The organism is Granulicella sp. dw_53, assembly GCF_018449545.1.
Lineage (GTDB): Bacteria > Acidobacteriota > Terriglobia > Terriglobales > Acidobacteriaceae > Edaphobacter.
Genome location: NZ_JAAVUR010000006.1, coordinates 290,494 through 310,997 on the forward strand (window position 1 = coordinate 290,494; position 20,504 = coordinate 310,997).

At 60.6% G+C, this 20,504-nt stretch carries 19 protein-coding genes; 11 read left to right on the forward strand and 8 right to left on the reverse strand.

The annotated features are described in order from the left end of the window. The first annotated feature begins 11 nt into the window (after positions 1-11). Entirely contained in the window at positions 12-1,187 is a 1,176-nt protein-coding gene (hpnI, locus tag HB393_RS11805; protein WP_213805369.1) for a bacteriohopanetetrol glucosamine biosynthesis glycosyltransferase HpnI, read from the forward strand. Between the two features lie 51 nt (positions 1,188-1,238). Here the strand turns inward: hpnI and HB393_RS11810 are convergent, their stop codons facing one another. Further along, positions 1,239-1,538, reverse strand: coding sequence for a DUF5076 domain-containing protein (locus HB393_RS11810; protein ID WP_213805370.1), 300 nt, complete (start codon positions 1,536-1,538; stop codon positions 1,239-1,241). Here HB393_RS11810 and HB393_RS11815 point away from each other — a divergent pair. The 8 genes from HB393_RS11815 (at position 1,537) to HB393_RS11850 (ending at position 8,442) form a co-directional block, all read left to right on the forward strand. After that, complete coding sequence (locus HB393_RS11815; protein WP_213805371.1) at positions 1,537-1,842, forward strand: hypothetical protein; 306 nt, start codon at positions 1,537-1,539, stop codon at positions 1,840-1,842. The genes HB393_RS11810 and HB393_RS11815 overlap by 2 nt on opposite strands. Before the next feature lie 223 nt (positions 1,843-2,065). Continuing rightward, entirely contained in the window at positions 2,066-3,448 is a 1,383-nt protein-coding gene (dnaB, locus tag HB393_RS11820) for a replicative DNA helicase (RefSeq protein WP_213805372.1), read from the forward strand. 187 nt (positions 3,449-3,635) lie between these two features. Further along, positions 3,636-4,019 carry a VOC family protein gene (locus HB393_RS11825; RefSeq protein WP_213805373.1) on the forward strand — a complete coding sequence of 128 codons (384 nt, stop codon included), beginning with the start codon at positions 3,636-3,638 and terminating at the stop codon, positions 4,017-4,019. Positions 4,020-4,028: 9 nt separating this feature from the next. Continuing rightward, on the forward strand, positions 4,029-4,730 hold the full coding sequence (locus HB393_RS11830) for a YafY family protein (protein WP_213805374.1): 702 nt from the start codon (positions 4,029-4,031) through the stop codon (positions 4,728-4,730). 123 nt (positions 4,731-4,853) lie between these two features. Continuing rightward, positions 4,854-6,059, forward strand: a complete 1,206-nt coding sequence (alr, locus tag HB393_RS11835) for an alanine racemase (protein WP_213805375.1) — start codon at positions 4,854-4,856, stop codon at positions 6,057-6,059. Between the two features lie 54 nt (positions 6,060-6,113). Next, positions 6,114-7,064, forward strand: coding sequence for an NAD-dependent epimerase/dehydratase family protein (locus tag HB393_RS11840; protein WP_213805376.1), 951 nt, complete (start codon positions 6,114-6,116; stop codon positions 7,062-7,064). A 101-nt stretch (positions 7,065-7,165) separates the two neighbouring features. After that, the gene (locus tag HB393_RS11845; RefSeq protein WP_213805377.1) at positions 7,166-7,384 is read left to right on the forward strand and encodes a hypothetical protein; all 219 of its coding nucleotides are present in this window, start codon (positions 7,166-7,168) and stop codon (positions 7,382-7,384) included. Positions 7,385-7,401: 17 nt separating this feature from the next. After that, the gene (locus tag HB393_RS11850) at positions 7,402-8,442 is read left to right on the forward strand and encodes a Gfo/Idh/MocA family oxidoreductase (RefSeq protein ID WP_255551005.1); all 1,041 of its coding nucleotides are present in this window, start codon (positions 7,402-7,404) and stop codon (positions 8,440-8,442) included. 27 nt (positions 8,443-8,469) lie between these two features. On the opposite strand, the gene HB393_RS11855 is transcribed toward HB393_RS11850, so the two are convergent. Then, on the reverse strand, positions 8,470-9,354 hold the full coding sequence (locus HB393_RS11855; RefSeq protein ID WP_218623941.1) for a hypothetical protein: 885 nt from the start codon (positions 9,352-9,354) through the stop codon (positions 8,470-8,472). A 186-nt stretch (positions 9,355-9,540) separates the two neighbouring features. After that, positions 9,541-10,578 carry an endolytic transglycosylase MltG gene (gene mltG, locus HB393_RS11860; RefSeq protein WP_213805378.1) on the reverse strand — a complete coding sequence of 346 codons (1,038 nt, stop codon included), beginning with the start codon at positions 10,576-10,578 and terminating at the stop codon, positions 9,541-9,543. A gap of 536 nt (positions 10,579-11,114) precedes the next feature. Between mltG and greA the strand changes: the two genes are divergently transcribed. Next, positions 11,115-11,648, forward strand: a complete 534-nt coding sequence (gene greA, locus HB393_RS11865; RefSeq protein ID WP_213805379.1) for a transcription elongation factor GreA — start codon at positions 11,115-11,117, stop codon at positions 11,646-11,648. A 15-nt stretch (positions 11,649-11,663) separates the two neighbouring features. After that, positions 11,664-12,299 carry a CDP-alcohol phosphatidyltransferase family protein gene (locus HB393_RS11870; RefSeq protein WP_213805380.1) on the forward strand — a complete coding sequence of 212 codons (636 nt, stop codon included), beginning with the start codon at positions 11,664-11,666 and terminating at the stop codon, positions 12,297-12,299. 94 nt (positions 12,300-12,393) lie between these two features. Here HB393_RS11870 and HB393_RS11875 read toward each other — a convergent pair whose 3' ends face one another. The 5 genes from HB393_RS11875 to HB393_RS11895 all read right to left on the reverse strand — a co-directional run bounded on the left by HB393_RS11875 (position 12,394) and on the right by HB393_RS11895 (position 20,257). Beyond that, positions 12,394-13,278 (reverse strand): aldo/keto reductase, encoded by an 885-nt coding sequence (locus HB393_RS11875; protein WP_213805381.1) that lies wholly within the window; start codon positions 13,276-13,278, stop codon positions 12,394-12,396. Between the two features lie 307 nt (positions 13,279-13,585). Beyond that, positions 13,586-14,836 carry a cytochrome P450 gene (locus HB393_RS11880; RefSeq protein ID WP_213805382.1) on the reverse strand — a complete coding sequence of 417 codons (1,251 nt, stop codon included), beginning with the start codon at positions 14,834-14,836 and terminating at the stop codon, positions 13,586-13,588. 123 nt (positions 14,837-14,959) lie between these two features. Beyond that, a complete protein-coding gene (locus HB393_RS25675) occupies positions 14,960-16,456 on the reverse strand; it encodes an ATP-binding protein (RefSeq protein ID WP_345945160.1) in 1,497 nt (498 codons plus the stop codon). A gap of 180 nt (positions 16,457-16,636) precedes the next feature. Then, a complete protein-coding gene (locus HB393_RS11890) occupies positions 16,637-19,432 on the reverse strand; it encodes a DUF3536 domain-containing protein (protein ID WP_213805383.1) in 2,796 nt (931 codons plus the stop codon). 105 nt (positions 19,433-19,537) lie between these two features. Continuing rightward, positions 19,538-20,257, reverse strand: a complete 720-nt coding sequence (locus tag HB393_RS11895; protein WP_213805384.1) for a DNA-3-methyladenine glycosylase 2 family protein — start codon at positions 20,255-20,257, stop codon at positions 19,538-19,540. Positions 20,258-20,504: the final 247 nt, after the last annotated feature.

Sequence of the window (20,504 nt, forward strand, 5' to 3'; positions counted from 1 at the left end):
GACTGGTGGATGTGTCTACCGGGATTGAGATAGTTTTTGTTTTATTGACGCTGAGCGGGTTGGCGTACCTCTTGATTGCGCTTTGGGGGGCGCGGAGCTTTGCGCACTTTTGGCGGCGGAGGCGTGCGGTTGGGGAGGGTGTGGCTTTTGCGCCTTCGGTCTCAATTCTGAAGCCGGTGAAGGGGGCGGATGAGCGGATGTATGCAGGGTTCGTCAGCCACTGTGTGCAGGAGTATGCGGGGCAGTTCGAGCTCTTGTTTGGGGTGAGCTCGTTGGACGATCCGGCGGTCGCCGAGGTGGAGCGGCTGCGAGGTGAGTTTCCGGATTGCGCGATCCGGCTGGTGGAGTGTCCGGAGCGGCTGGGTACGAGCGGCAAGGTGAGCAACCTGGTACAGATGCTGCGCGAGGCGCGCTATGAGCATGTGCTGATCAATGACAGCGATATCTTTGTAGGGCCGCGGTATCTGGCGCGCGTGATGGCTTGCTTCGCGGAGGAGCGCGTAGGGATGGTGACGGCTCCGTATGTGGGGCGAACGCTCGCTGGGAAGAGTGGGGTCACTGTTTGGTCGCGGCTGGAGGCGCTGGGAATCTCGACGGACTTTGTGCCGGGTGTGTTGACGGCGCGGATGCTGGAGGGTGGGATACGGTTTGGGCTGGGTTCGACGTTAGCGACCACGAAGACGGCGCTGGCAAAGATCGGTGGGCTGGAGGGGCTGGTGGAGTCCCTGGCCGACGACTATGAGATGGGCGCGCGAATTGCCGCGGCGGGGCTGCGGGTGGAGCTCTCCGATGAGGTGGTGGAGACGACGGTTCCGGCGTATGACTTTCGCGGTTGCTGGGAGCACCAGATGCGATGGGCGCGGTCGACGCGGGACTCGCGCAAGTGGGGGTATGCCGGGCTGGGGGTGACGTATGCGGTTCCGTGGGCGCTTGCAACAATGCTGGCGAGCGGATTCGCGTTGTGGAGCCTTTCGCTGCTGAGTCTGGTGCTATTAGCGCGTGTGGCGGTGGCGCTTAGCGTTGGGGTTGGGGTGCTACGGGACGGCCAGGTGTTGCGGGATCTGTGGCTGCTGCCAGTGCGGGATCTCTTCGGGCTGGCGGTGTGGGCGTGGAGTTTTGCGGGAGATACGGTGGTGTGGCGGGGCGAGCGGTTTCGGCTACGAGATGGGCGGTTGGAGCGGGTTTAGCCGGACGCCGCTGGCGTGACTGGAGCGCCAGCGGGCTTTGGGTGGGTATGGCTATTGCGTGACTTCGCCCTCGGGCTCGTCGGTGGGGTTGTCGATCTCGGCGTGGAAGCCCTCGAGGAGGCGTTCGAGGAAGGCGTCTTTGTCGGTGCTCTTGTTTTGGATCTCATGGGACAGGGCGATGTGGCGGGCGAGGTCGGCGAGGACGATTCCCCAGGCGAAGGGGTCTTCCCAGGCTCCGCTGCGGATGCTGACGTGTTGGCCCTGCTCGGCGATCCAGACGCGCAGGACCTCGAAGGCGGCTTTGTCGCGCTGGGCGGCGGGAGGTAGATCGAGGAACTTATCGGCGGCCATGTTTCCCTTTTCGTCTCTTGAAGCTGTTGCTAGAATCGCACAAATGAGTCACAACCTCGATAAATACATTCCAGAGTTCGACGAAGAGGGCTTAAGAGTCAAGCTTGCAGAATTCGACATTTCACAACTGACCGACATGTTGGTCGATGCGTATAAAGAAAAGCGTGTGCTTGCGAAGATGCTCGATGCGGAACATGCGCGGCTGCGACGTATCGAGGGGATTATCGCTGAGCCTTCGAGCTTGACCAAGATGCCCGGAATACCGACCGCAGAAGACATTCGACGAATGACTGGAGAAGATTGAGTGGTCAGCCATTTGTTCTGAGGTTTTCTCTTGTGAATCCAATCTAAGGATGATTAACCATAGTGTTCCTGATGGTTGTGCATTCTTCCGCCGGGTGGAGTGCGCGTGTAGAGTTAAGTTGCGCTTGTCCACAGTTTGTAGGCGTTTTGCATAGGTACTCTTTGTGTACGTTTAAGCATATAGCCCTTGACAAGGGCCAACTTTTCCCCTGAAAGCACCCTCTTTGGCAACCTATCCCCATATCGTAACTGAGCAGCACAACCCTGAGTCGGTCCACGTTGAAAAGACGATTCTGGGTGGCATGATGGTGGATCCCGTCGCAATTACGGACGCGACGATGTATCTCACTGCGGAAGACTTCGCGCTTGCGTCGCATCGCAGTATCTATGGCGCCATTATTCAACTCGCAGAGACGGGTCATGGCGTCGACTATGTGACGGTCTGCGAGGTGCTCAGCCAGAAGAAAGAGCTCGACTCAGTAGGGGGCCGGGAGTACGTCGCGGAGTTAACCGAAAAGCTGCCACGCAAGTTGAGTATCGAGACCTACGTGAGTATGGTTCGCGATAAGAGCTTGCTGCGGCAGTTGATGACGGTTTGCGACATTGGAATGATGCAGGCAGCAGATCAGGCGTCGGACGCTCTTCAAGTTCTGAACGATGTTAGTGGCAGACTTATCGCCATCTCTGAAAGGGCCATCACAAAGGGGCTTTCGGATATTTCGGCGATTGTGAAGGAGTCGTTTGGATCGATCGATGCGCTGTACGAGCAGGGCAAGGAGATTACGGGGCTTGAGACGCACTATATCGACTTCGACCGGATGACGAGCGGGTTGCAGGAGTCGGAGCTGATCATCATTGCGGCGCGGCCTTCGATGGGCAAGACGGCCTGGGCGATCAATATTGCTGAGAATGCTGCGGTGAAGAGCGGTAAGGTGGTGGCGGTGTTCTCGCTCGAGATGAGCAAGGCCAGCCTGCTGCGCAGAATGCTGGCCTCGCAGGCGATGGTGAACTCCAAGGCCATCCAGACGGGTATGTTGATGAAGGACGACCGGGGCAAGCTGGTGAAGGGGCTGGAGCGGCTGATGGAGTCGAAGATGTTCATCGACGATACGCCGGGAATTACGCTGGCGGAGATGCGAGCGAAGGCGCGGCGGTTGAAGCAGCAGCAGGGATCGCTGGATCTGATCGTGATCGACTATCTGCAGTTGATGACGGGGTCGGTGGGAGCGGCACAGAAGGGCTTCGAGAACCGGACGCAGGAGGTGTCGGCGATCTCGCGTGGTTTGAAGGCACTGGCGAAGGAGATGAAGGTTCCGGTGGTGGCGCTGAGCCAGCTCTCGCGTTCGAGTGAGCAGCGTGGTGGAGATAAGAAGCCGCTGCTGAGCGATCTGCGCGAGTCGGGCTCGATTGAGCAGGACGCAGACGTGGTGTGCTTCATCCATCGTGAGGAGTACTACGACCGCGAGAATGAGGATCTGAAGGGCAAGGCAGAGATCATCATCGCGAAGCAGAGAAATGGGCCGACCGGAAGCGTGCAGTTGGCTTACCTGGCGGACTACACTCGTTTCGAGAACCTCGCCAATGGCGGTGGGGATGGTGGGTACTAGTCAGGGGCGGCTACTGGTTCTGTAGTGGGTAACTGCGTTCTGTTGGCGAGGCGCTGCTTCGCCGATGCATGCGGTCAGGCTTTCTTATCGATTCGAAGATTGGTAAAGGCTGCTGACACAATGCTGTCAGCAGGGTGTCGTTATGCTTCGTCCTGTAGTTGATGATTTTTATCCTTCAGGAGTGACGATGAGCGATACAAAGGCAATACCCGAGACGCCGATCCACTGGTTCGAGATTCCTTGTGAAGATCTGGAACGTGCGGCTAATTTTTACGAGACGTTGCTGGAGACGAAGCTGATGCGGGCCACGTTCGGCGATCCGATGGCGATCTTTCCTTATGCCAACGGCGGTACCGGTGGGACGCTGGTGAAGCGGTCGCGACGGAAGCCAGGGCCGAACGGGACGATGGTCTACCTGAACTGCAATGGAAGGCTCGACAAGGTCATAGAACGGGTAGGGGGAGCCGGAGGGTTGATGCTGCTGCCTAAGACGGCGATTGAGGGCGGCAACGGCTTCTATGCCTGCTTGCGGGATACGGAAGGCAACCACGTCGGACTGCACTCGGTTTAGGATTCCTGCATGCGACGAGCGGACCGGCTGTTTCGAATCGTGCAGTTTCTGCGCCTGGGGCGAATGCTGACGGCGCAGAAGCTGGCGGCGAAGCTGCAGGTGTCGCAGCGCACGATCTATAGGGATGTGCGGGATCTGCAACTCTCGGGGATGCCGATCGAGGGCGAGGCGGGGGTGGGATATACGTTGCGGCGGGATAGTGACCTGCCACCATTGATGTTCACGCGGGGCGAGTTGACGGCGTTGGTTCTGGGAGCGCGGTTGGTGAAGGCGTGGGGTGGGGCGGAGAACGTTATCGCCGCGGGCCATGCACTGCAGCGGATTGAGGCTGTAGTACCCGCCGAGATGCGCGATGAGCTGGACGCGATTCTGCTGTATGCGCCGGGTTATATGATGCCGCAGCCGTTGCGGGAGCGGCTGGATGTGCTGCATGGAGCGTGCCTGGGGAGGCGTGCGATTCTCTTCTGCTATGCGCGTGAGGATGGGGAGAAGAGCGAGCGCACGGTTCGTCCGCTGGCTCTGGCGTTTTGGAGCGGCGTTTGGACGCTGGCTGCGTGGTGCGAGCTGCGGAAGGACTTTCGGTCGTTTCGGATCGACCGCATGGACGAGTTGCGAGTGCTGGAGGGAAGTTTCGAGCCGAGGCGGGGGCAGCGGCTGGAGGACTTCATGAAGAAGGTCAAGCCGCCAGGGGATCCGTCCAGGACTTTGTGACTGGAACAGTTGCTTGTTTGTTTCGGATGGTGGGAAATTCCGGGGGTTAACTGGAAATATAAGCCGGGATGCCGGTATTGGTGGGGTGGATATTCGACGATAGGATAAGGTGGGCGGTGTGGATTGACGAGTTGGTTAGAGATTTCAGAGCAGCGGTTGCGGGCAAACTATCGGGTTTTGGCGGAGGCGGCCGCGCCTGCAACTGTATTGGCGGTGATAAAAGCTAATGGATATGGACATGGGCTGGAGCACTGCGCGCAGATACTGGCAGCAGCGGGCGCCTATTGGCTTGGGGTAAACGGGGTTGAGGAAGGCGCCGATGCACGGCGGGCGTTGTCGGCTGTGGGGATGGCCGTAGAGGCACAGCCGCGGGTGCTGATGATGTGCGGCCTCTCGGAGGAGGATGCGGATGGGGTGGTCCAGGAGACGCTGACGCCGGTGGTTTGGACGGCGCAGCAGGTTGGCTGGCTGGGTGCGGCTGCGAGGCGGGCGGGCAGAACCGTCTCCGTGCACGTCGAGGTCGATAGCGGCATGACGCGCCAGGGGGCGAGGCCGGGAGCGGAGTTGGAGCAGGTGCTGCAGGCGATTCGTGAGACGCATGGAGTTCAGCTCGATGGAGTGATGACGCAGTTCGCATCGGCAGAGGCGGCGGGGTCGCGGCAGACGGCGGAGCAGAAGGCGCGGTTCGAAGAGGCGCTGGCGGAGGTGGTGGCGGTGGGAATGTCTCCCGCGTGGATCAGCGCGGGAAACACTTCGGGGGTCGATGTAACGGATGGCGCGGAGGATCTGACGAGCTGGGTCTCGCGGCTGGCCCGAGGGATGGGAGCAAGATCGATGGTGCGGCCGGGGTTGGGGCTCTACGGCTATCGTCTGGCGGTGGAGGCCGAAGGCGAGGTACAGGCGGAGTCGCGGCTTGGAGACCAGTTGGAGCCGGTGATGACGTGGAAGACTAAGGTCATCGGGTTGGAGGAGGTCTCTGCCGGAGCGGCGGTGGGGTACAACGGCATCTTTGTTGCGGAGCGACCCATGCGCCTGGCGCTGGTGCCCGCTGGATACGCGGACGGCCTGCGGCGGGAGCTCTCCAGCACGAATACGCGGGAGGGTGGTTGGGTCATGTTGCGGGGACAACGGGCTCCGATTGTCGGCAGGATCTCGATGAATCTGACGACTGTGGATGTAAGCGGCATCGATGGAGTTTTGGTTGGAGATGAGGCAGTGTTGCTGGGAGAGGGCGTCAGTGCAGAGGATCATGCCCGTCTGGCGGGAACAATCGTATATGAGATTTTGTGCGGGGTGCGTGCGGTAGAGCGCCACAAACCTCGGTCGTAGCCAAGGAGCTGATTCAGAATAGCTGTCAAATTCAAGGAACGGACGGTTTCAGCGATGGAGCGAATTGCACTTTTCGGAGCTGCGGGAGCGATAGGACGGAGCATCGCGGATGCTCTGCGTAGCCGGGGGCGGACCTACCGTGTGGTGGGACGCAATGCACAACATCTACAACAGACCTTTGGCGGCGATCCGCTGGCGGAGATCGTCACATGGAATCCTGACGATCCGGAGTCGGTGCGGGCGGCGGCGCGGGATATCGATACGCTGGTGTACCTGGTGGGCGTTCCTTACGACCACTTCGAGTTGCATCCGGAGGTGATGCAGAAGACGCTGGATGGCGCGATCGCCGAAGGAGTGAAGCGGATGGTGCTGGTCGGAACGGTGTATCCCTATGGGTTGCCGATAACGCCGACCGTGACGGAGACGCATCCTCGCAACCCGAACACATTCAAAGGGCGGATGCGCAAGGCGCAGGAGGACCTTCTGCTGAAGGCGCATGAGGATGGGGAGATCGAGGGGACCATTCTCCGGCTGCCGGATTTTTACGGACCTGGGGTGGAGAAGAGCTATCTTGACTCGCTGTTTCGGGTGGCGGCGAAGGGTGGGAAGGCGGATATGGTGGGGCCGATCGATCGTCCCCACGAGTTCATGTTCGTGCCAGATGTGGGACCGGTGCTGCTGGATCTGGCGGAGAAGACCGAGGCGTATGGGGACTGGTGGAACTTTGCCGGGGCGGGCACGATCACGCAGCAGACGATTGTGAACCAGGTGTCCTCGATGGTGGGGCATAAGGTGAAGATTCGTGTGGCGGGCAAGATGATGCTGCGGCTGATCGGTCTCTTCAAGCCCTTCGTACGGGAGATGGTGGAGATGCATTACTTAGTTACGAGCCCTGTGCTGATGGACGACCACGCGCTGGTGACTCTGCTGGGCACGGTTCACAAGACTTCGTATGCGGATGGCATCCGGCTGACGCTGGAGTCGTACCGTGCGGCTGCCGACTAGAAGCGGGCGGATTCGGGCGGGTATTTGCCGGGCATTTGCGCGTGAGGCGTGCGGCCATTAACATCGAGGCTATTGGTACTGGAACTGAGAGGAACAACGGAATGGCAACGGAAGCTACGGGAACTGCACGGCGCACGGAAGATATCGCGCTCGATCTGCTAAAGTTTGTTGCGGCACAGGCGAACGTCGGAAGCAAGGCCTCGGGAGCCACGACAGGCTTCGGTCTGCCTACGGCGCCGAAGTCTGACGACCAGGTAACGCATCTGCTGGAGCTGTATGCGAAGTGCAGACAGGCGGTTGAGGCTCCGCTGGCGAAGTAGTGCTCGGAGAGAACGATTTGCACGAGACAGGCCGGGCTGCGTTGCGGGTGGGTGTGATCGGGGCGGGAGCCTTTGGGAAGAACCATCTGCGGGTGTATCGCGAGCTGCAGACGGCGGGGCAGCCCGTCGAACTAGTGGCGGTAGTGGACGCCAACGTCCAGGTGGCGGCGGAGGCCGGGGCCGCGTTTGGAGTTCCCTGGTTTAAGAGCATCGAGGAGTGTCTGGCGGCTACGACGCTGGATGCTGCTTCGGTCTGTGTTCCAACGGTGCATCATGCGGATGCCGCGGAGCTGTTGCTGGCGGCGGGAGCGGATGTGCTGGTGGAGAAGCCACTGGCGGGAAGTCTGGCGGATGCGGACCGCATCGTGGAGGCGGCTCGCAGGTATGGCCGGATCGTGCAGGTGGGCCATCTGGAGCGGTTCAATCCGGCTGTGACGACGGCGCGTCAATATCTCCATCGTCCGATGTTCTTTGAGTCGCACAGGCTGAGTGTGTTTACGCCGCGTTCGCTGGATGTGGATGTGGTGCTGGATCTGATGATCCACGATCTGGATATCGTGCTGAGCCTGGTGAAGTCGCCGGTGCGCGAGGTGCGGGCGGTGGGGTTGCCGGTGCTCTCGAAGAAGGTGGATATCGCGAATGTGCGGCTGGAGTTCGAGAACGGGTGTATTGCGAACTTCACGGCGAGCAGGGTCAGTACGGAGCGGGTACGGAAGCTGCGGTTCTTTCAGCCTCATCAGTACCTGTCGCTGGACTTCGCGCGACAGGATCTCCTAATGATCGATGTGACGGGGGCGGCGGGGATGGATATAGCGCAACTGGCCGCGATGTCGCAGATGGCTGTGGCAAGCGGAGGGCATCCTTCGGCGGGGTTGTCGTTGAAGAAGGCGCCGGTGGAGCCTGGGGAGCCGCTGCGGCTGGAGATCGAGGCTTTTCTGACGGCGGTGCGGGAGCGGTCGGTGCCGTTGGTCTCGGGTGAGGATGGGCGGGCTGCGCTGGCCCTGGCGCTGGAGATTCACGAGGCGATGGCAGCGCATGCGCTGCGGACCGGGCTGTAAGGCACTGCGATTCTGCGTGGAGCAGAGCTAATTCATGGTTTGGACGGGGATGTTGTCGGGGATCTTCAGCTCGAACTGATCGTCTTCCAGCTTTTGGTTGAGCACCAGTTTGGTGATGATCACGCTGAGGCTTAGCTCGTCGAGCGGACGGCGGATGATGATGTGGCTGGGGAAGTCGATGTCGCCGAACTTCTGGTAGTCGCTGTAGAAGGCCCGGGTGACGATCTGGCCCTGCTCGTTATAGAGATCCTGCTGGTAGGGCAGCAGGTTGGCGCGGCTGATGTGGATGACGCGCAGGATGCGGGTGACCTGATTCTGAGGCTGGCTCAGGATCTCGAGGTCGTAGTCCGGCTCTTCGATGAGGTCTTTCTTTTTCTTTGGGTTCTCGATGACGCGCAGGTCGGAGCTGAGCGACATCAGTTCCGTGGGCTGGACGCCGCGGACCATAAGGGAGTCAAAGAAGACGGCGGGGCGAATGTTCTCGAGTCCGTTCTTCGAAGGAGTGGTGACGCTGTTGGAGCCGACGATGGCCTTGTTCCGAGGCGGAATGATGAGTTTGAAGGTCTTGCCGTCGGTGACCATGTCGAGCGCTTTGGAGCCGAGGACCGGAAGTTTGAGGAGAACCCGCATGTCGGCGGGTTTGCGCATGAAGATATAGCCGCTGAACGAGGGAGAGTCGGTGGCTTTGCCCTGATGGCTGCCACCGGTGGTGGCCTCAATCTCGACCGTGGCGGTCATGGTCTGGATGGCGTTGTAGCGAGATTCGACCTGCTGGACGAGCTGGCCCAGCGTGGCGTCGAGGACGACTTCGGCGGGGCGTGTCTTGGGGACGCTATAGGTGTGGGTGAGGCAGCCAGTCAGGGCCGGAGCCAGGCTGAAGCACATCACCGCGAACGCTTTTCTAATCCTCATCGGCACAAACTTTGAGTATATCTTTCCGTGGAGGCTCTCCCGGAGGGATGCTCGTTGAATCCTATGTTTTCGTCCTGTGTGGCTATGACTTATAGGATGTTACTCGACGGGCTTACGCTTCTTCGAGTTGGCAGGAAATCCGGACCATCAAGGTACATTTACGCGAGCGGCGGCGATTTGTTCGATTTAGCGGCCTGCCTTCGGGGTTGGGTGGGGGAATTTCAGGGAGTTCCGGTAGGTCTGGACCTGGGCGGCGTGCTCCTTGAGGCCGGCGGAGAAGCGGCTATGGCCTGCGGCGTCGGCGACGAAGTAGAGGTAATCGGTCTGGGCGGGGTGGATGGCGGCTCGGAGCGCAGCCATGCCGGGGTTGCAGATGGGGCCGGGCGGCAGGCCTGGGTGGCGGTATGTGTTGTAGGTAGAGGGGTTCTGTAGATCGGAGGCGTAGATCGTACCCCTCCAGCGGCCTTCCAGCAGTGCGGCGTAGATGACGGTGGGGTCGGTAGCCAGAGGCATTCCCTGGGCCAGGCGGTTGGTGAAGACACCCGCGACGAGGGGGCGTTCTGAGTCCTGGGAGACCTCTTTTTCGACGAGGGAGGCCATGAGTACCGTTCGGGGGATGTCCGTCGGGGTGTCGCCGGTGGCCTGGAGCTGGGTGAGGGCTTGTCCGAAGCGGTGGACCATTGCGGTGAGCATCTGGGTGGGCGTGGTGTGGCGCGAGAAGTGGTAAGTGTCGGGGAAGAGATAGCCCTCTAACGACGCGGGCGGGGCGGAGCCCTCCGGACGATAGGCGGCGATGAGCTCGACGTGCTGGCGGGCCGCCGCGAGGAAGTTGGCGCCGGACCCAAGCCCTGCTGCTTCAATGGCTTGGGCGATATCGAAGATATTGAAGCCCTCGGGGATGGTTAAGGTGCGGGTGTAGACGTCTCCACGGAGGAGGCGGGCATAGATGTCTTTGACAGAGGCGGGGTGATCGAAGCGATACTCGCCCGCTTTGAGGGTTCCGGAGTGGCCGGAGATGCCCTGATAGGCCCGCAGAAGGTCGAAGGCGTAGCGGGTGCGGATGATGCCGGAGGCTTCGAGCTGGGTCGCGATGGCTTCGGTGCTGGTGCCGGGGGCGATGTCGACGAAGGTCTCTGTCGATGGACCGGAGGGGAGGAAGACCAGGGCAGCGGCGCAGGCGACGAAGAGTAGAACAAGCAGAAGCAGGGTGGCGATGAACTTCAAGCTGAGACTCCTTCTTCTGACGGCCTCTTCTGGGAAGGCCTGTGTTCATTTTACGGGTGATACGTTTGCTTCTCACCGCCGTGTACTCAGAGTATGGATTCAGTTGGGCTGGTGCCGCGGGTGGTGGGGTTCGATGTGGGAGGCCGGCGGATCGGGCTGGCTATCTCCGAACCTTCGGGCTTACGGCGCAACCGTTCGCAGAGGAGCTGCGGACTGCGTTTGGCATTACGGTTCATTTATGGGATGAACGGCTAACGACGACAGAGCAAACCAATATCTGGACGATGCAGGTCATGGCTTCAGTCCTGGACCTGGCGGGCGGAAGGGAATTATTGATCAGGTGGCGGCGGTGTTGATTTTGCAAGCATTTTTACAGGCCCGCGCAAACCGGATGGAGCGGGAGCCGGACGGACGGGACGAATAGGGACAGGCGGGCTGGGGTTAGCAGAGTCCGCATCGTATAATCGAGGTTTGAAAGCAACGGCGAAGCCGCAGCAAGTTATTTACGGGTACGCCAGTATTATCCGGAAGGCCCCATGCCAGAACAAGTGATGAAACGACTCGCCGAAGAAATCAAGCTGCTCGAATATGAGCTGACGACTGAGCTTCCGGCCGAGATCAAGAAGGCGGTCGCGCTAGGCGACCTGAGCGAGAACGCCGAGTACCACATGGCGAAGCAGCGCCAGGTCTTCGTAAATGCGCGCCTGGGTCAGTTGAAGAAGCGGATGGGTGAACTCGCGATGGTCAACCTGACCAACATTCCCCATGACAAGGTTGGCTTCGGCGCGACGGTGACGGTATTCGACTCGAGCAAGAACGAAGAGATTCAGTACCAGCTGGTGACGAGCGAAGAGTCGGATGTATCGAAGGGCTTGATCTCCACCACCTCGCCCATTGGTCGCGCGTTGCTGGGCAAGAAGATCGGTGAGACCGCTCAAGTCGTGACGCCAAATGGGAAACGCGAGTTGGAGATCTTGAAGTTAAGCACCATTCACGATGCTGCCGATGCGGCGCTCGAACTAGCTGCAGAGACGAAGGCAGCAGCGGACTCCAAGTCGGCTGCGGAGTAGGTTCTAGAAGACCTCATGACCTGGACAAGCGCATTCGGAAGAGGCAGCGGCTGGCTGCTGCAGAAGATCGTTAACGGACTCGCTTTGTCGCGGATCTCGCCGAATACGCTGACGTTCATTGGGCTGCTGATCAACGTGGTGGCAGCGTTCTTCTTTGGGTTTGCACGGGCTCCGCATGCGGACCGGATGTTTCTTTACGCCGGGTTGATCATCATCGGAGCCGGTGTCTTCGACATGGTCGACGGACGCGTGGCACGGCAGACGAATCAGGTCTCGGTCTTCGGCGCGTTCTTCGACTCGGTGATGGACCGGTACTCCGATGTTGCGATCTTCTTCGGCCTGCTGGTGTACTACGCTCGCGGCAACCGTCTGTTCTACGTTGGGCTGGTAGCGTTCGTGATGACGGCCTCGCTGATGGTGAGCTATACGCGAGCCAGGGCAGAGGCGCTGATCGGGACCTGCAAGGTAGGCTTTATGGAGCGCCCGGAGCGCATCGTGTGCGTGATCCTGGGGGCGCTGTTCAATCGTTGGGGGATGATGGCTCCAGCGCTGTGGGTGCTGGCTTTCTTCTCGACCATCACGGTGATCCACCGCATTCGCTATACATATGTGGAGACGGAGCGCCAGAAGACGCTCGCAGCAGCTCAGTAATATCCCTTGGTTTTGTTCTTCAAGAGTGCGGCTGCGGGAGGATGCTCCCGCAGCCAGCGCCAATCCAGTTATAACTTCCTAACTCTTTTTCGACTTAGCCGCGGTGACTTACGGGGGCGTGACTTATCGCGGCGAGCTCGTCGTATGCCGCCTGGGGCAGTTGAATCTTCAGAGCGGCGACGTTTTCTTCGAGGTGGGGAATCGACGAGGTTCCCGGGATGGGCAAGATCACCTTTGACCGCTTGATCAACCAGGCCAACGAGACCTGCAACGGAGTTGCTCCGAGCTCTTTGGCGACCTTCGCGATCGCATCGTGGGCGTTCCCATGGGCGACGGGAGCCCAGGGCATGAAGGCGATGTCCTTCTTTTCGCAAAAGTCGACGATGTAATCGGACTCGCGGTCGGCGAAGTTATAGCGGTTCTGTACCGAGACGATGGGAACGATTTTGAGGGCGCGCTCGATATGCTCGAGCGTGACGTTAGAGAGCCCGACGTGGCGGATCTTGCCCTGCTCGCGCAGCCTGGCGAGCGCTCCTACAGAGCCCTCGAAGGAGCTTTCGTTGTCAGGGATGTGGAACTGATAGAGATCGATGCGCTCCAGGCGAAGTCGTTTGAGGCTTCCTTCCACCGCTTCCGTGAGGTGTTTGGGGCTGCCATTCAAGGTCCATATGCCGGGCCCGGGGCGCTCGAAGCCAGCCTTGGTCGCGATCACGAGACCGGCGGGATAGGGATGCAGGGCTTCGGCGATTAACTCTTCTGAGGTGCCGGGGCCATAGGAGTCGGCTGTGTCAATGAGGTTGATTCCAAGCTCGGTAACGCGCCGCAAGGTTGCGAGGGCGGAGGCTTTGTCTGGAGGAAGTCCCCAGTCGCCCTTTCCAAGGATCTTCAGGGCGCCGTAGCCGATGCGATTGACGGTGAGATCTCCGCCGATAGTGAAAGTGCCCGCTGCTGCAGCGGGAAGAGTAAGTGTTTTGCTCATGGACGAATTGCTCCGGATGGAAGAGATGGACCAGCGTATTTCGCGACAGGCGAAGCTTTGTGTTTCTTCTTCACCCGTAGCTCAGATGAGCCTGTTCGAGGCTGCGATTCAGGGTCCAAGCTCCTGACGGGATGTTGCATTTCATTGGATGAAGTACCGCGAGCGCAGGCGAGGATGTGGCCCAACAGCGATGGTGGGATAAAGCAGCGCGGCGGAGGGAACTTTTAGCTTGTAGTCAGAGACGAGCAAAGCTAAACGATGCGACAGCACATCTGACATTCGCCGCTAGAGGGAGCTGCCTCGAACCTTAATCTCGAACCTTGACCGGAAGGGACTTGAGAGAACGCAGATAGTAGACCGGCTGGTACTCGAAGTGATCGGTTGCAAGTTCTATCTGAGGCATGCGTTGCAGAAGCTGAGACAGTGCTGCCTCGGTCTGCATCCGGGCCATGGCGGCACCCAGGCAGGTGTGCATCCCATATCCAAAAGAGAGTGAGGTTACATTCTTCCTGGTGACGTCGAGTACATCGGGATCTGCAAACTTCTCGGGATCGCGATTGGCCGCGCCCAGGCCCAGCCGAACCTCATCGCCTCTTCGAATGATGTGGCCTTGCACTTCAATATCCTCGGTGGCAACTCGTTGCAGCCATACGACGGGGCTTACGAACCGCAACAGCTCCTCTATCGCGCTCGGGATCAACTCGGGCGCATTCAGCAGATGGTTCCATTGCCGTCTGTCCGTCAGCATGTATCGCAGGGACCCACTGATCAGATTCGCCGTCGTACCGTCCCCGGCAGCTAAGAGGAAGATGCAAAGAGAAGAGATCTCGAGGTCTGGCATTTCACTGTCGGTGCTTACAAGGACAGAGATCAGGTCCTCCTCTGGCTCACGACGCCTCTTCTCGAATAACGCCAGCAGAACGGCCTCGGTTCGTACCGCTTGTTCCGTAATCCGCTCCAGCAGCGGAACATCGTTGTTGTAGATAGCGACGACGAGCTTCGCACTCAGGTTTGAAGTATCACGAATCAGTTCCCGATGTTCCTCGGGTACACCGAGAAGATCGAAGATTGCCTGAGAAGGTAATGGGTAGGCAAAGTCTTCGACGAAGTCGCATGTGGCACTGCTCTCTAACTTGTCCAGTTGCCGGGAGACACGTTTCTCCAGAGTCTTCTTGAAGGCGCCTGTGACGAGAGCCATAAAAGCTTTTACGACCGATTGTCGTTGTATCGTATGTGCGGGGGCGTCCAACCGCTGAACATTGTTCATGAGAATCCGCCAGGCGGTCTCAAAGGACCCGTGGACACTGGCGGGCAGCTTCTCGGCGCGGCGCGCCATTTGGGAGCCGTTGTTCGAAGAGAAGCGTTGCGAGTCCCGGAGAGCGGTTCTTACGTCTTCGTATCGCGATATCGACCAGAAGGAGAGCGGCTTCTCATGCCAATGCACCGGCTTCTCTTCCCGCAGCCGGGTGAATAGTCCGAAGGGTTCTTGTATGTTCGCCGGCGCGAATATGTTGTATCGCGCTGCATCGCTCAATTCGACGGTATCTATAGTCGCCATTCTCGTTGTCTCCGGGGCACGATGAACTGGCGTAGAGCGGATACAGCCACTATCTTTTTACGCGGTTCTCTGAAAGAACACCCAAGAGGGCAAACTTATTCCGAACGATATGGTGTCGATGGTTTAGTAGACGAGGGTTCGGTCGAGGGGGAGGCGGACCTGGAAGCAGGTGAAGTTAGGGGTGGACTCGACGTTCACGGAGCCGAAGTGTTTGGCTACGATGCGTTGTACGGCGTCGAGGCCGAGGCCTAAGGCTGTGCCAAGGGGCTTGGTGGTGAAGAAGGGTTCGAAGATGCGTTCCTTAATGGCAGGGTCGATGCCGGGGCCGTCGTCGCGGATCTCCACGAAGGCGAACTGGGCCTTGATGCGGGTGGAGAGGCCGAGGGTGCCGCGGTCTTGCATGGCGTCCAAGGCGTTTTCGATGAGAGCGGTCCATACCTGGTTGAGCTCGCTGCCGTAGGCGCGGATGGAGGGGAGGGTCAGATCGAATTCGCGTTCCACGATGACGTGTCCGAGGCGCGACTGAAGCATGGCGAGGGTACGTTCGAGAGAGTGCGCGAGATTGACGTCCTGAATGGGCACCTGATCCATATAGGAGTAGTCCTTGATGGCCGCGATGATGTCGAAGATGCGTTTGGTGGATCCGACAATGGTGCTGGAGGCGCGGGCGCTGCGGATGAGAGCAGCGAAGTTGGAGATGGCGAGGGGTAGAACTGCGGAGGTCACTTCGGCAGCCAAGGCGTCGAGCATGGTGGTAGGGAAGGCGGATTCGGCGAGGACTGGCGCAATGGCCCAGGAGTTGGGGATGTTGCGGGCCTCGAGCCAGGCGAGGAGTTCGTCTTCGCGGTCGGTTGCGGCCAAGGGGCTGGAGAGGATGGAACGGTTGATTGCGTTGGTGGAGATCCACTCGCGGGCCTGGGTGATCCAGGCGCGATAGGCGTCGAGCTCAGACTGGGAGCTGCAAAGACGTCCGAGAGTGTACTTGGCGTCGTCCTCTTCGGACAGATTGTGCGAGAGGGTGGCGGCGGCACGCTGGGCGGCGGAGGCGGGGTTGTTGAGTTCGTGGGCGAGGTTGGCGGCGAGTTTGCCAAGAGCGACGAGCTTGGCGGCCTGCTCGTCGGCGCGGGTGAAGTCGCGGACACGGTCGAGCAGTAACGAGACGCAGCGTTGGGCCATCGAGGGAATGGCGAGGAGCATGGCGGGGAAGAGATCTTCGTGGAGATCAAGGGTCCAGACGGCGCCGAAGGAGTAGCCGTCCGCGCCCCAGGTCTTCATGCGAGAGAAGGGGAGTTTGCCGGTGACCGGACTGGTTCGTCCGATGAAGAGGGTGGTGGGTCCGACGTTACGGCGGTGTACGTGCACCTCTCCCTGGAGGATGAAGTGGAGGTGATGGGAGGGTTCGTTCTGGATGAAGATCGAGGCTCCGTCGGGAGCGACGCGCTCGGTGCAGTGCGTGGCGAGCCAGGTGAACTCGTCTTCGGTGAGGTCGTCGAGCTGAGGGAGGGCGCGGAGGGCGACGACCCTGTCGGCGAGCGAAGAGGGCTGGGAGGGTAGCGTGGCGTAGACGGTCTCCGGATAAAGGGAGGGCCGGATGTCATCGGTTCGGGTTTCGATGGGCACGTTTGTCTCCGGAGTTCAGCGCGTGAGGATAGCTAGACGGGCCTGTGGAGGCCCATCTGAAGTTAGGCTATCAGGCCTTGGTTAAGGTCGGCGTTGATCTGTCGGCGTCGGAACGCACGCTCTGTGAAGAAAGTCAGGAATAAACCGCAGTCGGTGCGCTTCCTGATTTTCCGTAGGATTTCAAAAGGCGGTGACGCCCTCTTCGATGACCAGGCGATCTACGTCGATGTTGAGGGTCATGCCGAGTTTGCGGAAGCCTTCCTTCCACTCGTCGGACCAGTACTCTTTGTCGCTGCGGCGGAGCAGATCGTTCCAGATGTTCTGGGCTTGCCAGAGGTTGACCTCGAAGGGCATCTTGTGGAGGGTCTCAGCGATGGTGACGGCGCTGGTGACGGCCTGGGTGGCGGGACTCTCTCCAGCGGCGGCGGCTTCGAGTTGGATCATGGCGCGCTTCATACGCTGGCCGGCGGTGTAGCTGAGGAGGGTGGTTTCGAGAGGGATCTGATCGGCGGCGGCGCGGGAGAGGAGAGCTTCGACCTCGACGGGATCGAAGGGGTTCGCCTCTTCGAGGTGCCGGCGGAGGCTGGCATTAATGGCGAAGCTGGCGGCCAGGGCGAGGGCCGGCGGAGGCGACATGCCGGACTCGGTAAGGAAGTGCATGAGGGAGGCGTGATCCTCGTAGATCTTCCGGAGGGAGTCTTCCATCTCGGCGAGGGTGCGGTTGAGGATGGTGCTGAGGATGCGGTGCTGCTCGTCGGCGAAGAGGGAGGTGAGGGAGTAGGCGATAGGTGTGGCGTCGGTGGCGGCTACCGCTGCAGTAGGATCGGCGAGCGGCGGCGGCGTTGCCTGGGTATGGGCGAGGCCCGCTGGAACGGCTCCGACGACGGACTCAGCTTGGCCGGGCTCGGGCTGGGTCGGGTTGAGGGTGATGTGTGGGACCGAGGGAGTTGCCGGCGGAGCTTCGGCGGAGGGAGTGAAGAAGCGGTCGATGAGGCGGATGACCTCGGGAAGGTTGGCGCGGCGGATGGCGACGCCGATGTCGGTGGAGAAGGTCGCGAAGGCTTCGACCTCGACGGGATCAGCGGGGTTGTAGCGTTTTACGGCGGCGGAGAGGTTCTGGTCGCCCAGGTGAAGGACGGCGAAGCAGATGGTCTCGGCCTCCTCGGTGACGCGGGAGCGGATGAGAGCACGGCCCAAGGCTACGCGGCCTCGCCCGGAGGAGAAGACCTCGTGCGAGTCGCGGTGGAGATCGAAGCAGAAGAGATCGCCGTCTTCGGGATAGGAGCGGAAGATGGAGCTGATAGCGTAGTGGGCGCCGACGGCCTCGAGGCCGATCTTCATGCCGGTGACGTAGCGGCGATAGATCTCGGCTCCGTCGCCCAGTTCGGGTACGTTGCTCTTGGCGGTGGCGAGGATATCGAGGAACTGTTTCTCGAGGGCGATGCCGGGTTCTCCGAAGAGCTTGGCGGCCAGTTGGAGGACGCGGCCCGCGTAGGCGATGATCTGAACGGTCTCGATGCCGGAGATCTCGTCGAAGAACCAGCCGCAGGAGGTGTACATAAGCTGAGTGTGGCGTTCGAGCTCAAGGAGTTCGAGGGCGGTGGTGCGCTCCGCAGGGGAGAGCTCGTGGCTGGCGTGCTCCGCGAAGAAGGCGTCGATGCAGGAACGATCCATGACGACGCGGATGTAGCCGTCGCGGGCGGCCCAGAGGTCTTTCAACAGACCTGCGGCGAGTGCTTCGGCCATGGGTGCTGTAGCGTCGCGGAGGAGGTCAAGGGAGTTGCGGAGGGGAGCGCGCCACTCCTGATTCCAGCCCGCCTTGCCGCCGTTGCAGCCACAGTTGGAGCGCCATCGTTCGATGCCGTGAGCGCAGCTCCAGGAGGTGTCTTCGGCGACCTCGGCCTCCCACTGGGGAGGAAATTTCTCGAGGAACTCGCCGTAGTTTGTGAGGCGAGCCTGCTTGCCTTCCTCTATCCAGTGCATTGCGTAGGAGAGGGCCATCTCACCGTGCTTGTGATGGTGTCCGTAGCTCTCGCCATCGGTGGCGACGTGGGAGAGTTGAGGAACGTCAGGTTCACCGGGGTGGAGACCTCCGAGGAGGCGGCGACCGAACTCTTCGCCGCTGTTCAGCAGACCTTCGAAGGCGATGGCGCGGGAGCCAGGGCCGTCGTAGAAGAAGACGGCGATGCTGCGGCCTTCGTCCAAGGCGACGGTGTAGGGATGGGTGGGGTCGGCGGTGGCGTTGGAGGTATCGGTCCAGGGAAGAGGCGCGGGCTCAGGGCTCGGAACGGCGGCCCCGGCTTTTTCTGGCGCCTTTTGCTCGGATGTCTTAAGAACGGTGGCGCCGGGATTTGAGGCTGCCTGTATCTTTCGAACGCGGGCGCATTGGATGGGGGCGAGGACGGTGAACTTGATGCCCTCCTGAGCCATGAGGTCAAGCACTTTGCGATTGACGGCGGTCTCGGCGAGCCACATGCCCTCGGGCTTGCGGTCGAAACGGGCTTCGAAGTCCGCGATGCCCCAGCGGATCTGGGTGAGGGCGTCGCGCTCGCTGGCGAGGGGCATGATGATGTGGTTGTAGACCTGGGCCATGGCCGAGCCGTGGCCGGAGTAGCGCAGAGCGCTGGCCTTGTCGGCGTCGAGGATCATCCGGTAGGTACGGGGGGCTTTATCGTTGAGCCAACTGAGGAGGGTGGGGCCGAAGTTGAAGCTGATGCGGGCGTAGTTGTTGACGATGCGGATGATGCGGTTTTCGAGGTCGGTGATGCGGGAGGCGCCGTTGGGGGCATAACACTCGGCGGTGATACGGTCGTTCCAGTCGTGGTAGGGCGCGGCGGAGTCCTGGACCTCGACGACCTCCAGCCAGGGGTTTTCCCGAGGCGGCTGGTAGAAGTGACCGTGGATACAGACGAAGTGCTGGGGAGCTTCAGTGGATGCGGGGGAGGTGCTCTTTGAGGACGTTCGGGTTTTTGCCATAAGAGGTAGTAACAGAGTATCTCGGGGGACGACCGGCTGGAATGCAGCGAAGGTCTCAGTCCATACGATTCATTTAGCGAGTCGCGGTTTGCCTGCGTCGCGTTCTTAGGGAGTAGAAGATGGCTCCAGCTTTTTCGCCGCCAGGTCACAGGCTCTCCAAAGGTACCAACTGGCGACGGAGCACCAGGGCTGCCAGCGGAGGGCGCGCCGCTTCATGACGTCGGGTTTAGGCAGGTCGGAGGGGGTGACCTTATCTGTGGGCTTGAGTTTGCCGAAGGTGAGGGCGAAGCCTTTGCGGACGCCGTAATCGCTGACCGGCAGAACGTTGGGGCGGCCGAGACGGAACATGAGGAGCATCTCGACGGTCCAGCGGCCGATGCCTCGGACCTGGGTAAGGTGCTCGATGATGGCCTCGTCGGACATGCGGCGGATACGGGCGAGGGTGGGGACGGTGCCGTCGAGGGTCTTGGCGGCGAGGTCGCGGAGGGCGAGGGCTTTGTTGTGAGAGAGGCCGGCGGAGCGGAGCTGCTCGTTAGGGCAGTCGAGGAGATGCTGGGCGCTAGGGTGTATGTCGATGCCGCAAACGGGGAAGAAGGACTCCAGCATGCGCCGGTGGATGGTGGCGGCGGCCTTGCCGTGGAGCTGCTGATAGATGATGGACTCGGTTAGAGCCTCGAAGGGGGATGAGGTGCTCGAGACGCGGAGAGTGAAGGGACCGGCGCGCTCGATGAGTTTGCCGAGTTTAGGGTCTGCGGCGGAGAGCTCGCGAAGGGCGAGAGCGACGTCGTAGCGGGGCGGGCGAGGGCTGGTGAGAGGGCGGGGCATGAAGAGACAGTATGCGGGAAGCGGGATGTCCCAGTAAGGATTAAAGATGCCGGAGCCGAGCGGGTGTAGTTGCGGAGACAGAAGTAGTACGCCAGTAGCACGGCAATGTAACTCGGACTAACTCAGTCCGAGTTACATTTCGCGATGAGTTGGTTGCTTTGTTGCTAAGTCAGATTCGGGCGGCAAGATCAAACATGTTGTGTGAAATTAGCAGTGATGGCGCGGGTGAACGCGATATGTAGTGTGG

Coding starts and splice junctions, on each gene's coding strand:
- greA (WP_213805379.1), top strand. CDS start 11,115: ATGCCAGAACAAGTGATGAAACGACTCGCCGAAGAAATCAAGCTGCTC.
- HB393_RS11855 (WP_218623941.1), bottom strand. CDS start 9,354: ATGAGGATTAGAAAAGCGTTCGCGGTGATGTGCTTCAGCCTGGCTCCG.
- HB393_RS11810 (WP_213805370.1), bottom strand. CDS start 1,538: ATGGCCGCCGATAAGTTCCTCGATCTACCTCCCGCCGCCCAGCGCGAC.
- HB393_RS11895 (WP_213805384.1), bottom strand. CDS start 20,257: ATGCCCCGCCCTCTCACCAGCCCTCGCCCGCCCCGCTACGACGTCGCT.
- HB393_RS11825 (WP_213805373.1), top strand. CDS start 3,636: ATGAGCGATACAAAGGCAATACCCGAGACGCCGATCCACTGGTTCGAG.
- HB393_RS11890 (WP_213805383.1), bottom strand. CDS start 19,432: ATGGCAAAAACCCGAACGTCCTCAAAGAGCACCTCCCCCGCATCCACT.
- HB393_RS11830 (WP_213805374.1), top strand. CDS start 4,029: ATGCGACGAGCGGACCGGCTGTTTCGAATCGTGCAGTTTCTGCGCCTG.
- HB393_RS11870 (WP_213805380.1), top strand. CDS start 11,664: ATGACCTGGACAAGCGCATTCGGAAGAGGCAGCGGCTGGCTGCTGCAG.
- HB393_RS11815 (WP_213805371.1), top strand. CDS start 1,537: ATGTTTCCCTTTTCGTCTCTTGAAGCTGTTGCTAGAATCGCACAAATG.
- HB393_RS11845 (WP_213805377.1), top strand. CDS start 7,166: ATGGCAACGGAAGCTACGGGAACTGCACGGCGCACGGAAGATATCGCG.
- HB393_RS11880 (WP_213805382.1), bottom strand. CDS start 14,836: ATGGCGACTATAGATACCGTCGAATTGAGCGATGCAGCGCGATACAAC.
- HB393_RS11875 (WP_213805381.1), bottom strand. CDS start 13,278: ATGAGCAAAACACTTACTCTTCCCGCTGCAGCAGCGGGCACTTTCACT.
- HB393_RS11840 (WP_213805376.1), top strand. CDS start 6,114: ATGGAGCGAATTGCACTTTTCGGAGCTGCGGGAGCGATAGGACGGAGC.